This is a genomic window from Sphingomonas sp. Leaf257 (assembly GCF_001422185.1).
Taxonomy (GTDB): Bacteria; Pseudomonadota; Alphaproteobacteria; order Sphingomonadales; family Sphingomonadaceae; genus Sphingomonas; species Sphingomonas yabuuchiae.
Genome location: NZ_LMMH01000007.1, coordinates 1 through 13,145, shown reverse-complemented (window position 1 = coordinate 13,145; position 13,145 = coordinate 1). Strand labels below are relative to the sequence as shown.

General features: G+C 65.2%; 15 protein-coding genes and 1 pseudogene. 2 read left to right on the top strand and 14 right to left on the bottom strand.

What is annotated here, in order from left to right; translation table 11 throughout:
• Positions 1 to 6: 6 nt before the first annotated feature.
• Positions 7 to 684, top strand: coding sequence for a response regulator transcription factor (locus ASF14_RS06320; protein ID WP_056433028.1), 678 nt, complete (start codon positions 7 to 9; stop codon positions 682 to 684).
• Entirely contained in the window at positions 685 to 2,010 is a 1,326-nt protein-coding gene (locus ASF14_RS06315) for a sensor histidine kinase (RefSeq protein ID WP_056433025.1), read from the top strand. It begins immediately after the preceding gene.
• A 129-nt stretch (positions 2,011 to 2,139) separates the two neighbouring features.
• Here the strand turns inward: ASF14_RS06315 and ASF14_RS06310 are convergent, their stop codons facing one another.
• The 14 genes and pseudogenes from ASF14_RS06310 to ASF14_RS06250 all read right to left on the bottom strand — a co-directional run.
• Positions 2,140 to 2,913: a hypothetical protein gene (locus ASF14_RS06310; RefSeq protein WP_056433022.1), complete on the bottom strand. Its 774-nt coding sequence runs from the start codon at positions 2,911 to 2,913 to the stop codon at positions 2,140 to 2,142.
• Positions 2,914 to 2,918: 5 nt separating this feature from the next.
• The gene (locus ASF14_RS21320) at positions 2,919 to 3,092 is read right to left on the bottom strand and encodes a hypothetical protein (RefSeq protein ID WP_156361063.1); all 174 of its coding nucleotides are present in this window, start codon (positions 3,090 to 3,092) and stop codon (positions 2,919 to 2,921) included.
• A gap of 155 nt (positions 3,093 to 3,247) precedes the next feature.
• On the bottom strand, positions 3,248 to 4,678 hold the full coding sequence (locus ASF14_RS06305) for an ISNCY family transposase (RefSeq protein ID WP_056433019.1): 1,431 nt from the start codon (positions 4,676 to 4,678) through the stop codon (positions 3,248 to 3,250).
• 280 nt (positions 4,679 to 4,958) lie between these two features.
• The gene (arsH, locus tag ASF14_RS06300) at positions 4,959 to 5,699 is read right to left on the bottom strand and encodes an arsenical resistance protein ArsH (RefSeq protein ID WP_018251259.1); all 741 of its coding nucleotides are present in this window, start codon (positions 5,697 to 5,699) and stop codon (positions 4,959 to 4,961) included.
• Positions 5,699 to 6,130 carry an arsenic resistance N-acetyltransferase ArsN2 gene (gene arsN2, locus ASF14_RS06295; protein ID WP_018251258.1) on the bottom strand — a complete coding sequence of 144 codons (432 nt, stop codon included), beginning with the start codon at positions 6,128 to 6,130 and terminating at the stop codon, positions 5,699 to 5,701. Before arsN2 ends, arsH begins: the two co-directional genes overlap by 1 nt.
• Positions 6,130 to 7,416 carry an arsenic transporter gene (locus ASF14_RS06290; protein ID WP_043061442.1) on the bottom strand — a complete coding sequence of 429 codons (1,287 nt, stop codon included), beginning with the start codon at positions 7,414 to 7,416 and terminating at the stop codon, positions 6,130 to 6,132. Before ASF14_RS06290 ends, arsN2 begins: the two co-directional genes overlap by 1 nt.
• A complete protein-coding gene (arsC, locus tag ASF14_RS06285) occupies positions 7,416 to 7,844 on the bottom strand; it encodes an arsenate reductase (glutaredoxin) (RefSeq protein WP_018251256.1) in 429 nt (142 codons plus the stop codon). The genes ASF14_RS06290 and arsC overlap by 1 nt, the downstream gene beginning before the upstream one ends.
• 11 nt (positions 7,845 to 7,855) lie before the next feature.
• Positions 7,856 to 8,188: an ArsR/SmtB family transcription factor gene (locus ASF14_RS06280; RefSeq protein ID WP_018251255.1), complete on the bottom strand. Its 333-nt coding sequence runs from the start codon at positions 8,186 to 8,188 to the stop codon at positions 7,856 to 7,858.
• 78 nt (positions 8,189 to 8,266) lie between these two features.
• The gene (locus ASF14_RS06275) at positions 8,267 to 8,617 is read right to left on the bottom strand and encodes a DUF3147 family protein (protein ID WP_018251254.1); all 351 of its coding nucleotides are present in this window, start codon (positions 8,615 to 8,617) and stop codon (positions 8,267 to 8,269) included.
• Positions 8,618 to 8,647: 30 nt separating this feature from the next.
• Positions 8,648 to 9,565, bottom strand: coding sequence for a cation diffusion facilitator family transporter (locus ASF14_RS06270; protein ID WP_018251253.1), 918 nt, complete (start codon positions 9,563 to 9,565; stop codon positions 8,648 to 8,650).
• Complete coding sequence (gene copM, locus ASF14_RS22160) at positions 9,565 to 9,822, bottom strand: CopM family metallochaperone (protein WP_231376782.1); 258 nt, start codon at positions 9,820 to 9,822, stop codon at positions 9,565 to 9,567. The genes ASF14_RS06270 and copM overlap by 1 nt, the downstream gene beginning before the upstream one ends.
• Entirely contained in the window at positions 9,758 to 9,997 is a 240-nt protein-coding gene (locus ASF14_RS22155; RefSeq protein ID WP_018251251.1) for a hypothetical protein, read from the bottom strand. The genes copM and ASF14_RS22155 overlap by 65 nt, the downstream gene beginning before the upstream one ends.
• Entirely contained in the window at positions 9,994 to 10,677 is a 684-nt protein-coding gene (locus ASF14_RS06255; protein WP_018251250.1) for a ZIP family metal transporter, read from the bottom strand. Before ASF14_RS06255 ends, ASF14_RS22155 begins: the two co-directional genes overlap by 4 nt.
• Before the next feature lie 25 nt (positions 10,678 to 10,702).
• A pseudogene (locus ASF14_RS06250) lies at positions 10,703 to 13,048 on the bottom strand (efflux RND transporter permease subunit); the annotation flags it as partial.
• Positions 13,049 to 13,145 lie beyond the last annotated feature (97 nt).

Sequence of the window (13,145 nt, the reverse complement as noted above, 5' to 3'; positions counted from 1 at the left end):
TGGGCAATGCGGATATTGATCGTCGAGGATGATAGCGACACCCGCGCCTTCGTCGCGCAGGGACTGGGCCAGGCCGGGCATCAGGTCGCGGTCAGCGAGGATGGCCGCGACGGGCTGTTCCAGGCGACCGGCGGGGGGTTCGACGCGATCGTGGTCGACCGGATGCTGCCCGGCCTCGACGGGCTGGCGCTGGTGAAGGCGTTGCGCGCGGCGGGCGATGCGACGCCGGTTCTGATGCTGACCGCGGTCGGCGGGATTGCCGATCGCGTCGAGGGGCTGGAGGGCGGGGCCGACGACTATCTGGTAAAGCCCTTCGCCTTCTCCGAACTGGCCGCCCGCCTCAATGCGCTGGCGCGCCGGCCGGCACCACGCGGCGATGACGCGCATCTGCTGCGGGTCGGCGATATCGTCCTCGATCTGCATCGCCGCACCGTCGAGCGCGACGGCCGACGCGTCACCCTGCAACCGCGCGAGTTCGCGCTGCTCGCCGAGCTGATGCGCAATCCGCGCCGGGTGATGACGCGCACCATGCTGCTGGAGCGGGTGTGGGATTTCGACTTCGACCCGAAGACCAACATCGTCGAGACGCATCTGAGCCGGCTGCGCTCCAAGCTCAACGCCGGCTTCGACGCCGATGCGATCGAGACGGTGCGAGGTGCTGGCTACATGATCCGGGGCGAGTAGATGCTCACCCGCCTGTGGCGCTCGACCTTCGGCATCGTTGTGCTTGTCGCGCTGGCGTTCAGCGCCGCGACGCTGGCGATCGGTGCCGTCGCCTATGAAGTGACGCACGAGGCACTGGAGGAGCAACTGGACCATCGGGTCGCGGTGGAGACCCGCGCGCTCGTCGCAGAAGCGCGCGAAGGTGGTCTGGCGGCGGTGTCCGAGGCAATCCACCTACGCGAGGATGCGCGCAACGAAGCGAGCCTTGATTATCTGCTCGTTGACCGCGCCGGGCGGCCGATCGCAGCGACGATCACGCCGCTGACGCCGGTCGAGCCAGGCTATCAGGAGCATTTCGGCTTCCGACGTGGCAACGTGACCGGCGTCGGTCAGGCGCTTGCGACACCGCTGCCCGGTGGGATGCTCGTCGTCGTCGCTGATCGACGTGACCTTGCCGCGATCGACCGGACACTGGCGTCGCTGTTCGCCACCGCGCTTGCGGCGATGCTGGCGCTGGGAATCGGCGCAGCCGTGCTGGTCGGATGGCTAACCCGGCGTCGCCTGTCGCGCATCGATGCCACGGCGCAGGCGATCATCGCCGGCGACCTGACGCAGCGGGTGCCGCGCGACGGGTCGGACAGCGAGTTCGATCGCCTCGCCGCCACGCTCAACCGGATGCTCGACCGCATCGCCGCGTTGATGGATAATCTGCGGCAGGTGTCGACCGACGTGGCGCACGACCTGCGCACCCCCCTTACCCGCCTGTGCAACCAGCTTGATCGCGCCGCGACCGGGGACAAAGACGCGATCGAGGCGGCACGGCGGCAGGCCGACGATCTGCTGGAGATATTCGCCGCGCTGCTGCGCATCGCCGAGGTCGAAGGGTTGGCTGAACGTCGAGCGTTGGGAGCGGTCGATCTGTCGGCGCTGCTGGAGGACATGGCCGAAACTTATCGTCCCGACTTTGAGGCTGCCGGCCATACGCTGACGATCGACGTCATGCCCGGACTGCATATCGAGGGCGACCGGCGCCTGCTCGCGCAGGCATTGTCGAACCTTCTGGAGAATACGTTGCGGCATACGCCGGCCGGCACCGCCGCGAAGCTCTCCGCCAAGGTGTCGCATGATGCGATTGAAGTGACACTGGAGGACAATGGTCCGGGCGTTCCTCCTGTTGATGCCAAACGCCTGTTTCAGCGTTTCGCCCGCGCCGAGGCGTCACGCACCACCGATGGACATGGGCTGGGCCTTGCTCTGGTTCGCGCCATCGCCGTTGGTCATGGCGGCGATGCCCTTCTGTCCCGATCCGAGTGGGCCTTTGGTGTCACCATACGGCTTCCGAGATAGAGCGAGAGGCGCTGGCGATCGACTTCGGGGTTAAGTAAACGAGGCTTCTGAGAAGCCGCAAGCTTTCCCGTTTCAGCATCCTTTTCGAGACGGGTTTGGCCAGCGCGGTTCGGCTGACCGTGAGGCTGGTCAGCTCCGTTCAGCCGCGTCCTCTTGTGCGACGGCCTCAACATCCGCAGCTGGCGCCTGCACGACCTCCAGTGCCACATTTGCAATCTCGGCCGCTGTCACCTGCAATTGGGTGATCGGCGTCGAGCTTGTGTCGACCCGGTCTAGGCCGCTCTCAGAAATTTTGACCAGGAAACGGTCGACGTCGTTGAGGATGACCAGCTTGATCGACTGGTCTTCGTCGAGCGCGAGCTGCTGAACCGTGCCCTCATAAGCCACGATGAAGCCGTCGTGGCTGGTCTTGGTAAGCACATAGGCGACGACGAAGGAGTCGCCTTTTTTGACCGCCTGCACGGCGGGGTTGAGCCATCCGAACGCGATGGGGTCCGTCTTGCCACTCACGGCGTCGCGCTGCACGAGCCACTGGGCGACGACGCCTGTCACCACGCCGATGAGGAGCATCGCCAATAGCCATGCTTCCAATGCAAAGTCTGTCGCGCCTCGAGCATCGGAAGCACCCCGCAACAAGGCGCGGTATATGTTGGGGTCGAAGCCGACACCGACACAGAAGCCGGTTGTCTGACACCAGGCCGTTTGCAGAGCGAAGAAGCCCGTTCCTAGCAGATGTCCTACAATGGTGCCGAAGACCACCATGAACAGCGTAAGGGTGGAGTTCGGTCGATCCGGCGACGGGCTCAGGAAGTCGGTTCGTTCGCCGGCACGCCAGCCAGCCCAGAAGCACAGGCCCGGGAAGATCAGCAGCAGAACGAGAAAAAGCGAGTAGCTGAAGGCCAAGCCGGTTATGCCGTGACGGGAATTGAGCCGTCCTGCTTGTCGCTATCGGTGGCCGCGTTAGCGCTCACGACGTACACGCCGTTCTCGACGCGCGACGCCTGTCGCACGGCCTGCCATGTGCCGTACCTGCTTTTGACCCGGCGGGCCAAACGCATCGAAGTGCTGGTATTCACGCGCATCCTGGTCCTCCAACGCCTAAGATACATGTTGGTTCGCCCAGCGTCCACCCAGGCTGAGGGGACACAGGGCACTCCCGTGCAGGCTTTACCGCGTGTCTGCTTAGAAGCACTCAAAACTCCATCGCGTTTGAGGCGCCGACAGGCACAGCCTTCGGTCATCCGATGTGTTGGCGGACATACTCGCCCAGGCCGCGCGCGACGAGGTCGTCGTTGGAGAGGCGAGGGCCTCGCTTCAGGCGCTGATTGCCCAGTTTGCGGCGATCCAGCTTAGGCCCAGGGGGGACGGGCGAGGGGGCCTTGAACATCCCGCTGGGCTGAGCGGTACGCGCGGGCTCGTGGTTGTTGCGCTTGGCGTGGTGCGGCTGGACCTGCTGGATGGCATGGGCGAGCGCCAGAGCGGCGTCCAGGTGTTTGCTGTCGACCACCGGCGCTTGGTTCACCCTGCGCATCTTGTCGAAGACGCGATAGGGCAGGGTCTCACCCTCGTGCTGGATCTCGAGCCGGCCGTCCGGATATTCGCACACATCCACCTTCTTGCGCGCGAGCCCCTGTGCGACCAGGGTCGGCTCCAGGATGAACATCGCCTTGTTGTAGTGGAGGGTGAGGGCGCCGGTGACGGTGCGCTGCTCGCGCCATACCATCTCGGCTTCGAGGTTCTCGTGGATGGCGAGCGGCCGGTGCAGATCGCGCGGGTCGAACGGCGCCTTGGCGAACCGTTGGTTGTGCTGCGCCATATAGGAGGGGAGGAAGGCGTTGGCTTGGTCGATGGTGTCGATGCGGTGGAGCCGCATCGCCTTGACGAGCCGGTCCTGCAGCGTCGCGTTGGCCCGCTCGACGCGCCCCTTCGCTTGCGGCGAGTTCGCGCAGATCAAGTCGATGTTCAGCCGGTCCAACGCGCGTCCAAGATGGGTCATGCCGTCGCCATTCGCCGAGGCCGTGTTGTTGCGGAACGCACTGTGCTTGTCCGTGTAAAAAGCGACCGGCTTGCCGTGCCGCTCGAGGTACGTGCGCGTCGCGCGCATGTAGGAGAACGTGCTCTCGCTCTCGACCATCTCGAGGTGCATCAGCTCGCTCGTGGCATCGTCTATGAACACCAGCAGCGTACATTGCGGGCCGCGGCCCTCGAACCACCAGTGTTTCGAACCATCGACCTGGACCAGCTCACCGCGACAGTCGCGCCGGTAGCGAGGCTGGTAGGGGCGAGGGCGCCTGGCGGCGCGGTCCTTCCAAAGCCCGGCTTCCATCATGATCTGCCGGAGCGTCTCGCAAGACAAGCCAAGGCCGTGGCGCTCGGCGAGATACTCGCGCGCGAGCGTCGGCCCAAAGTCGGCATAGTTTTCTCGCACCAGCGCGACCACCTCGGCGCGAAAGGCATCGCTGTAGCGCCGATTGCTCGGTCGCCCACGTTTGCGCGACACGAGACCCGCAGCGCCTTCCTGTCGCAGGCGATCGAGCAGCCGGTAGATTTGCCGCCGCTGTAGGCCCAGCAGCTCCATCGCGTCCGGGATCCGGATCTCGCCGCGGTCGAGCCGCATCAGCGTGTTGAACCGGGTGATCTCTGCAGCACTCATCGTCAGCACCGTCATACCATGCGCGTCCTCGTTGCCGAGGAAGGCTATGACACCGGCGATCCGCTGACAGCACCGGCAGTGCCGTTTCTATCTAGCAGGATGGTGTCATTTGTATCTAGCGCTTACAAACGTACAAGATTGATAACATAGATTATGTAAAATATGGTCGTGGTTTACGCTGTTAATTGGCCTCGCTCGGCTTCGAGCTGGGTCGAGTGAGCCAGCGCGGCGAGAGCTTCATCACTTCGCAAGCATCGGAAATAGTCAATTCTTTTAGGCAGTTCAGTTGTGAGACCTACGGCGCAATCGCGATGCTGGACAGGTCCATCGCAGTATTGATCGGCACCCCGGCTTCCTTTCGCTCTGAATAGCGATCGACCAGTTGCACAGTATGCGCGCGCAGCAGCACCGTGAACCGCACCAGCTCCTCCATCACATCGACGATCCGGTCATAGTAGCTCGATGGCTTCATCCGTCCGTCGTCATCGAACTCATTGAACGCCTTGGCGACGCTCGACTGGTTCGGGATCGTCACCATCCGCATCCAGCGACCCAGCACGCGCAGCGTGTTGACGCTGTTGAACGACTGCGATCCGGCCGACACCTGCATGACCGCGAGCGTCCGCCCCTGCGTCGGGCGCATCCCGCCCATCGACAGCGGCAGATGGTCGATCTGCAATTTCATGATGCCGGTGATCTGCCCGTGACGTTCCGGGCTGCACCACACCTGACCCTCCGACCATAGAGACAGCTCGCGCAGCTCATGGACGGCCGGATGGTCGTCGCCGGCATGTTGGTCGGGCAGCGGCAGGGCCGATGGATCGAAGATGCGCGTCTCGCAGCCGAAGAACCGGAGCAGGCGCGCCGCTTCCTCGACACACAGCCGGGAGAAGGACCGTTCGCGCAGCGAACCATAGAGCAGAAGGATACGCGGCGCGGAATCGAGCGGGCCAAGCCCCAGCGCCGGCCGCTGGATGGCATAGGCGGGATCGAGTGCCGGCAGGGTATCGGGATCGGCAAGCGTGCGGAGCGGCATCAGAGAGCTTTCACGAGATAGGCGGCCGACGCCGGGCATAGCGCGGTAAACTCGCGCGATGCGGCGACGGCCGGGGGAGCAGCGCCGCGATCTGCGTCGGCATAGCCAAGCGCCCGGAAGAATGGCGCGGCCGTCGTCGTCAGCAGATGGAGGCGACGCACCCCGAAGTCGCGCGCCTGTCGTTCGAGGGTGGCGACCAACGCCCGCCCCAGGCCATGCCCGCGGCGATCGGCAAGGATGACGATCGAGCGGAGCAGGCGGTCAGCCCCTTCCCCCTCCAGGCCGCCATAGCCGACGAGGCTATCGGCCTCGAACCGGAAGAACAGGCGGCCAGGGTCGGCGAGGTCGGCGCTCGGTAGGCTCGCAGCGTTGAGGAACCATGCCAACCCGGCCAGCTCGGCGGGTTCGAGTGTCGTGATGGTCAGTCCCATCACGCGAGGCTGATCCGGATCGCGAGCGCCGCGAGCGTGATGAGCAACACCGGCACGGTGAGCGTGACGCCAACACGGAAGTAATAGCCCCATCCGATCCGCACGCCCTTCTGTCCAAGGACGTGGAGCCACAGCAGCGTCGCGAGCGAACCGATCGGCGTCAGCTTGGGGCCGAGATCGCAGCCGATCACGTTGGCGTAGATCATCGCTTCCCTGATCGCGCCCGTGGCGTGGGTGGCGTCGATCGAGAGCGCGCCTACCAGCACGGTCGGCATGTTGTTCATCACCGACGACAGGACGGCCGCGATCACGCCCGTACCCAGCGCCGCGCCCCACACGCCCCCTTGCGCCGTGCGATCGAGCAGCGCCGCCAGATGATCGGTCAGGCCGGCGTTCCGCAGGCCGTAGACGACGAGATACATGCCGAGCGAGAAGATCACGACCTGCCAGGGTGCGCCGCGCAGCACCTTGGCCGTTGAGATCACCTGGCCCCGCCCCGCGATCACCAGCAGCAGGATCGCGCCGGCAGCGGCCACGGCGCTGACCGGCACGCCGAGCGGTTCGAGCAGGAAGAAGCCGGCGAGCAGCAGCGCGAGAACGATCCATCCGGCGCGGAAGGTCGCGGCATCGCGGATCGCGTCGCGCGGCGCGCGCAGCGCTCCCACGTCATAGTCGGTCGGTATGTCGCGCCGGAAGAACAGCAGCAGCGCGCCCAGCGTCGCGGCGATCGACACGAGGTCGACCGGTACCATCACGGCCGCGTATTCGCCGAACCCGATCTTGAAGAAATCGGCCGACACGATGTTGACGAGGTTCGACACGACCAGCGGCAGGCTGGCGGTGTCGGCGATGAACCCGGCGGCCATGACGAACGCCAGCGTCGCCTTGTCCTTGAAGCCGAGCGCCCGCAGCATGGCGATGACGATCGGCGTCAGGATCAGCGCCGCGCCGTCGTTGGCGAACAGCGCGGATACCGCCGCGCCGAGCAGCACGATCAGGACGAACAGCCGACGACCATGCCCCCGGCCCCAGCGGGCGACGTGGAGCGCGGCCCATTCGAAGAACCCGGCTTCATCGAGCAGCAGGCTGATGACGATGATCGCGACGAACGCAGCGGTCGCATTCCAGACGATGCCCCACACCACCGGCACGTCGGACAGCGTGACCACCCCCGCGAGCAGCGCCACGACGGCCCCGCCCATCGCGCTCCACCCGATGCCGAGTCCCTTGGGTTGCCAGATGACGAGCGCGATCGTCGCGACGAAGATCAGGACGGCAAGGAGCATCAGGCGACGCGCTGGCCCGAAGCATCGACCACCTTCTCCCCGTCTTCCTTCGCGAACGCGCCGAGCTGATCGCTTGGCAGCAGATCAAGCACGGCATCGGACGGCCGACAGAGCTTCACGCCGAGCGGCGAGACAACCAGCGGCCGGTTGATGAGGATCGGATGCGCCATCATCGCATCCACCAGCGCGTCGTCGGACAGCGACGTGTCGCCCAGGCCCAAATCGGCATAGGGCGTCCCCTTCTCGCGCAGCAGCTCACGCGGCCTCATGCCGGCGCGGTCGATCAACTCGACTAGCAGCGCGCGTGCGGGTGGGGTTTTCAGATATTCGACCACATGCGGCTCGATGCCGGCATTGCGGATCATCGCCAGCGTGTTGCGCGACGTGCCGCACTCGGGGTTGTGATAGATGACGATATCGACGGCCACGGGATGTCCTTTCAGCAGCAGGGGGCGAGTTCGGCGACGAGCGGCGCGCACAGCTCCGCATTGCCGGCGCAGCAATCCTTGACGAGGAACAGCGTCAGCGCGCGCAGGCCGTCCAGATCGGCACGGTAGATGATCGAGCGGCTATGCCGTTCGGAGCGGACCAGACCCGCACGGGCGAGGATTCCGAGATGCGCCGACATGGTGTTCTGCGGCACGTCGAGCTGGCGGGCGATATCGCCTGCGGCCATGCCGTCCGGTTCGTGCCGCACCAGCAGGCGGAACACGTCGAGGCGGGTGCCCTGTGCGAGTGCGCCCAGCGCAGTGATAGCCGAGTCGTTTTCCATATATCCAGCATAGCGGATATATGGCGTTGGTCTAGTGTGCGTTGCCTCTCAACATTGCGGGAGACCTGCGCTGATGGCCTATAACCGCAGGCCGAGGCGTGGACCAAGGCATACCAGGCCGAGATAGAGCAGGATGGTAAGGAGGCACCCCGCGCCCAGCGCTAGCCAGAATGGTACGTTGCGCCCGAGCAACGCGGGGATCAGCAGGAACATCGGTAACGATGGCAGCACGAACCAGAAAGTCGCCCCGGCGTGAGACGCCATCAGCACCCGATCTTGGGTGTCGCGCCACAGCCAGATCATTCCCAGCACAGAGACTAACGGCAACGATGCGACAAGTGCGCCGACGCCGGGACTGCGCTTGGCGATCTCCGAAACCGCCGCGATAATCGCACCGGAGATCATTGCCTTGATGACGACATAGAGCATACCGGTTGTGACTTTCGATCGCCGAGATGGCTAGCGATGAAGGTGCTGGTCATCCTCACAGGCTTGCGATGGCGCTTCGGTCTGGATCGTCGAATGTTCGATCCCGAACCTCTCGTCGAGTGTTCTGGTCACTGCAACCCTGACGCTATCGGGATCGACGCCCTCGCCGAGCGTCACATGGGCGGTGCAATTGATCTCGTCCGAAGCCATCGACCAGACGTGCAGGTCATGAACGCCGGCGACACCCGGAATGGCGGCGATCGTTGAACGGATCTCCGGCAGCTTCAACCCGCCGGGGACACCTTCCAGCAGCACGTTGATCGTTCCCTTGAGCAGAACCCAGGTGCGCGGCAGCACCCACAGGCCGATGCCGATGGCGATGACTGGATCGACCCACGTCCAGCCCGTGAACCGTATCGCGAGGGCACCAAGGATGACGCCGACCGAGCCGATCATGTCGGCCCATACTTCCAGGTAGGCGCCTTTGACGTTGAAGCTTTCGTCCTTGCCGGCGGTCAGCAGACGCATCGATACGAAGTTCACGACGAGGCCAATGACCGCGACGATCAACATGCCGGTCGACTGAATCGACTGCGGCTCGCGGAAGCGCTGGATCGCCTCGTAAAGGATATACATGGCGACGACGAACAGCAGGATCGCATTGAAGGTCGCGGCGAGGATTTCCAGTCGTTTGTAGCCGAACGTCCGCTTGTCGTCGGCAGCCTTCTTGCCGAGATGGATCGCCATCAACGCGATGACCAGACCGGCGACGTCGGTCATCATATGGGCTGCGTCGGACAGCAGCGCGAGGCTGTTGAACACGAAGGCGCCGACCACCTCTGCCACGAGATAGGTCGCCGTCAGGGCAAGCGCCCATCTGAGCATCTTGGCGTTGGCGCCGGCCGTATGGTCGTGGCTGTGCCCGGCTTCGCCGTGATCGTGTGCCATTATCGCGTCCCCTTCTTTGTGGCTTGCCGTTCGGCGAGCCAGGCCTGCATCTTCACGATTTCGGCCTGTTGGGTCCGGATCACCTCCTCCGCCATCGCGCGCACCTTCGGATCGGTGCCGTTGGCAAGCTCGGCGCGAGCCATATCGACCGCACCTTCATGGTGCGGGATCATGCCCCGAAGGAAGTCGGTATCAGGATCGCCGGTCGACGGCATCGCCATGCCGGCCGTGCCGTGCGCTCGATCCGTGGATGGCATCGGTCGCACCGGACTCGTTCGATCCGAACTGGCCCGCCGGCTTGCCGCCGGAACACGCAGACAGGGCAATCGCAGCGGCCAGAAAGGACCATCGCGCCGTGGTGATCGACATTTTCTTCTCCTTACGGGATGGATCGCGGCGCACATCGACACCGCTCAAGGTCAGGCCGGTCACATCGCGATCTCCTCGATGAGCAGCAGTGCGAGAAAGCCGACGAAGAACATCGCGCTGATGAGCGGAGAGTCCGGTTTCTCGTGCGCCTCGACCAGCAGCTCCTCGGTGACGAGGTAGAGCAGCGCCATCAGGCCGAAACTCAGGAATCCCGTGATCCACACCGGCGACAGCAGCGCCACGGGCTGCACGACGAGTGCGCCGATCGGCACCAGCAGCGCAAGCGCGCAGGTTAGGCCGATCGCCTTCATCTTGCGATACCGGCTCGTCAGATCATTGGTGAGCGTCAGGGCCAGGAACAGCACTTCGAGCGTCAGCGCGACCGCCAGCAACGTGCCCGCCTTCTCGCCGGCGATGAAGGCCAGACCCAGAACCAGGCCGTCAATAGCAAGATCGAGCCCGATCGCGGCGAGCAGCGCCACGGGGCCGTCAAACCGGCCTTCCGCCGCCTTGAGGCCCAGCATTACCGCGACGCCGATCGCACCGCCGATCAGCGTCGCAGCCGGCGATCCCCCGTGCATCACCAGCGGCAGGATTTCGGTCGCCGCCGCGGCAAATACGACGCCGGCTGCAAGGTGCTGCATGGCGGCGACCAGCCTCTCGCCGGGTGTGCGCCACCCGGCGAGAAGCGCGCCGATCATGATCGCGATCATGGGGATCAGTGCGAACTTGAGCGCCGCCATCGTCAGTCCCCCCTGCCAGACGCGATCATGCGGGTTGCGGCAGCGGCGCGCCGTCGTCCGCCCTATCCGCGTCGTCGACCTTGACCGCTTGCTGCCCGAACCGGGCGTAAAGCGTCGGCAGCACGAACAGCGTCAGCAGCGTCGCCGAGATCAGGCCGCCGATGACGACGGTCGCGAGCGGCTTCTGCACTTCCGCGCCGGCTCCGCTGGCGAATGCCATCGGTACGAAGCCGAGACTGGCGACCAGCGCGGTCATGACGACCGGGCGCAATCGCTGGAGCGCGCCCGTCCGCGCCGCTTCGGCCCGGTCCATGCCCGACCGGATCAGCTCCTGCACCGAACTAACCATGACGAGGCCGTTGAGGACCGCGATACCCGACAATGCGATGAATCCCACCGCGGCCGAGATCGAGAAGTCCATGCCGCGAACGAACAGCAGCAGCACGCCTCCCACCAGCGCGAAGGGCACGCCGGTGAAGACGATCGCCGCATCGCGTACCGATCCCAAGGCCCCGTAGAGGAGCAGCAGGATCAGCACGAAGCACGCCGGCACCACGAGTTTGAGCCGCTGGCTGGCGGATTCGAGATTCTCGAACTGGCCGCCCCATTCGAGATAGCTGCCCGCCGGCAGGCGCACGCCGGCGACCGCCGCCTGCGCATCCGCGACCACGCTGCCGACGTCGCGTCCGCGGACGTTCGCCTGGACGACGACGCGGCGCTTGCCGTTCTCGCGGCTGATCTGGTTCGGCCCGTCGACGACGCCGATATCGGCGACGCTGGACAGCGGCACATAGCCACCGCCGGCGACCGGCACCTGCACCTGTTCGAGCAGCCCCAGGTCGGCGCGCTCGGCGTCCGACAGGCGGATGACCACCGGAAAGCGCCGGTCTCCCTCGAAGATCATGCCGGACTCGCGACCGCCGAGCGTGGCGGTGATGGTGTCCTGCACATCCTGCGCGGTGACGCCGACCCGTGCCATCGCGTCGCGGTTGACGCGAATGTCGAGCATGGGAAGTCCCGTCGTCTGTTCGACCTTCACGTCAGCCGCTCCTTGCGTCCGGCGAAGGATGCCGGCGATCTGTTCGGCGGTGCGGTTCATGGAGGCGAAGTCGTCGCCGAACACCTTCACCGCGATGTCGCCGCGCACGCCGGCGATCAGCTCGTTGAACCGCATCTGGATTGGCTGCGTGATCTCATAGGCGTTGCCCGGGAACTGCGCGAGCTTCGTCTCCAGCCGCTCGACCAGCGCGGCCTTCTCCAGTTTGGGGTCGGGCCATTCCGCATGCGGCTTCAGGATGACGAACATGTCGGTCGCGTTGGGCGGCATCGGGTCCGAAGCCAGCTCGGCCGTGCCCGTCTTGGAGAAGACGAACCGCACCTCGGGTTGCTTCGAGACCATGCGCTCGATCGGCACCTGCATCGCCTGGCTCTGCTGCACCGATGTCGCCGGAATGCGCAGCGCCTGGATGAGCAGGTCGCCCTCGTCGAGCTGGGGGAGGAACACCTGTCCCAGCGTCGTGAAGGCAAGCGCCGCGGCGACGAGGCTGACGACGCCGGCGCCGATGGTGATCGACGGTCGCTTCATCGCCTTCTCAAGGCCCGGTTCGTAGCGCTGCTTCAGCCACGAGATGATCCGCCCGTCCTCCTCGTTCACCCTCCGCGACAGCCAGATGGCGATCGCCGCAGGCACGAAGGTCAGCGACAGGACGAACGCGAACAGCAGCGCGATGATGACGGTGAGCGCCATCGGCACGAACGTCTTGCCCTCGACGCCGGTCAGCGTCAGCAAGGGCACATAGACGAGGATGATGATTGCCTGCCCGTACACGGACGGACGGATCATCTCGCGCGCCGCGGTCGCGACCGCCTCCAACCGCTCCTTGACGCTCAGCAGGCGACCTTCGTGATGCTGTTGCTCGGCGAGACGCCGCAACGCATTCTCGACGATGATGACGGCACCATCGACGATCAGCCCGAAGTCCAGCGCGCCGAGCGACATGAGGTTCGCCGAAACCCCCAGCCGTAACATTCCGAACCCGGTCAGCATCATCGTGACCGGGATGACCGCCGCGGCGATCAGCGCGGCGCGGAAGTTGCCGAGCAACAGGAACAGCACGACGATGACGAGCAGTGCGCCTTCGCCGAGATTCTTCGCCACCGTCTTGATGGTGGAATTGACCAGGGCTGTGCGATCGAGGACCGGCTGCACCACTACGTCGGGTGGCAGCGAGGCGTTGATCGACTTCAACCGATCGGCGACCGCGGTCGCGACGTTGCGGCTGTTCTGTCCGATCCGCATCACCGCGGTGCCGACGACGACCTCCGTGCCGTTCTCCGACGCCGATCCCATGCGGATCGCCTGACCCGTCTTAGGGTCAGGACTCATTGGTCATAGCCAGAAGATGACGGTGGCCGCGAGGGCGACGGCAGAGAAGAAGACGGTTGGGCAGCGGTCGTAGCGAGTTGCG

Coding starts and splice junctions, on each gene's coding strand:
- copM (WP_231376782.1), bottom strand. CDS start 9,822: ATGCCATCCACGGATCGAGCGCACGGCACGGCCGGCATGGCGATGCCG.
- ASF14_RS06290 (WP_043061442.1), bottom strand. CDS start 7,416: ATGCTCCTTGCCGTCCTGATCTTCGTCGCGACGATCGCGCTCGTCATC.
- ASF14_RS06275 (WP_018251254.1), bottom strand. CDS start 8,617: ATGCTCTATGTCGTCATCAAGGCAATGATCTCCGGTGCGATTATCGCG.
- ASF14_RS06280 (WP_018251255.1), bottom strand. CDS start 8,188: ATGGAAAACGACTCGGCTATCACTGCGCTGGGCGCACTCGCACAGGGC.
- ASF14_RS06315 (WP_056433025.1), top strand. CDS start 685: ATGCTCACCCGCCTGTGGCGCTCGACCTTCGGCATCGTTGTGCTTGTC.
- arsH (WP_018251259.1), bottom strand. CDS start 5,699: ATGCCGCTCCGCACGCTTGCCGATCCCGATACCCTGCCGGCACTCGAT.
- ASF14_RS06270 (WP_018251253.1), bottom strand. CDS start 9,565: ATGGCACACGATCACGGCGAAGCCGGGCACAGCCACGACCATACGGCC.
- arsN2 (WP_018251258.1), bottom strand. CDS start 6,130: ATGGGACTGACCATCACGACACTCGAACCCGCCGAGCTGGCCGGGTTG.
- ASF14_RS06305 (WP_056433019.1), bottom strand. CDS start 4,678: ATGACGGTGCTGACGATGAGTGCTGCAGAGATCACCCGGTTCAACACG.
- ASF14_RS06320 (WP_056433028.1), top strand. CDS start 7: ATGCGGATATTGATCGTCGAGGATGATAGCGACACCCGCGCCTTCGTC.
- ASF14_RS06255 (WP_018251250.1), bottom strand. CDS start 10,677: ATGGCGGCGCTCAAGTTCGCACTGATCCCCATGATCGCGATCATGATC.
- ASF14_RS21320 (WP_156361063.1), bottom strand. CDS start 3,092: ATGCGCGTGAATACCAGCACTTCGATGCGTTTGGCCCGCCGGGTCAAA.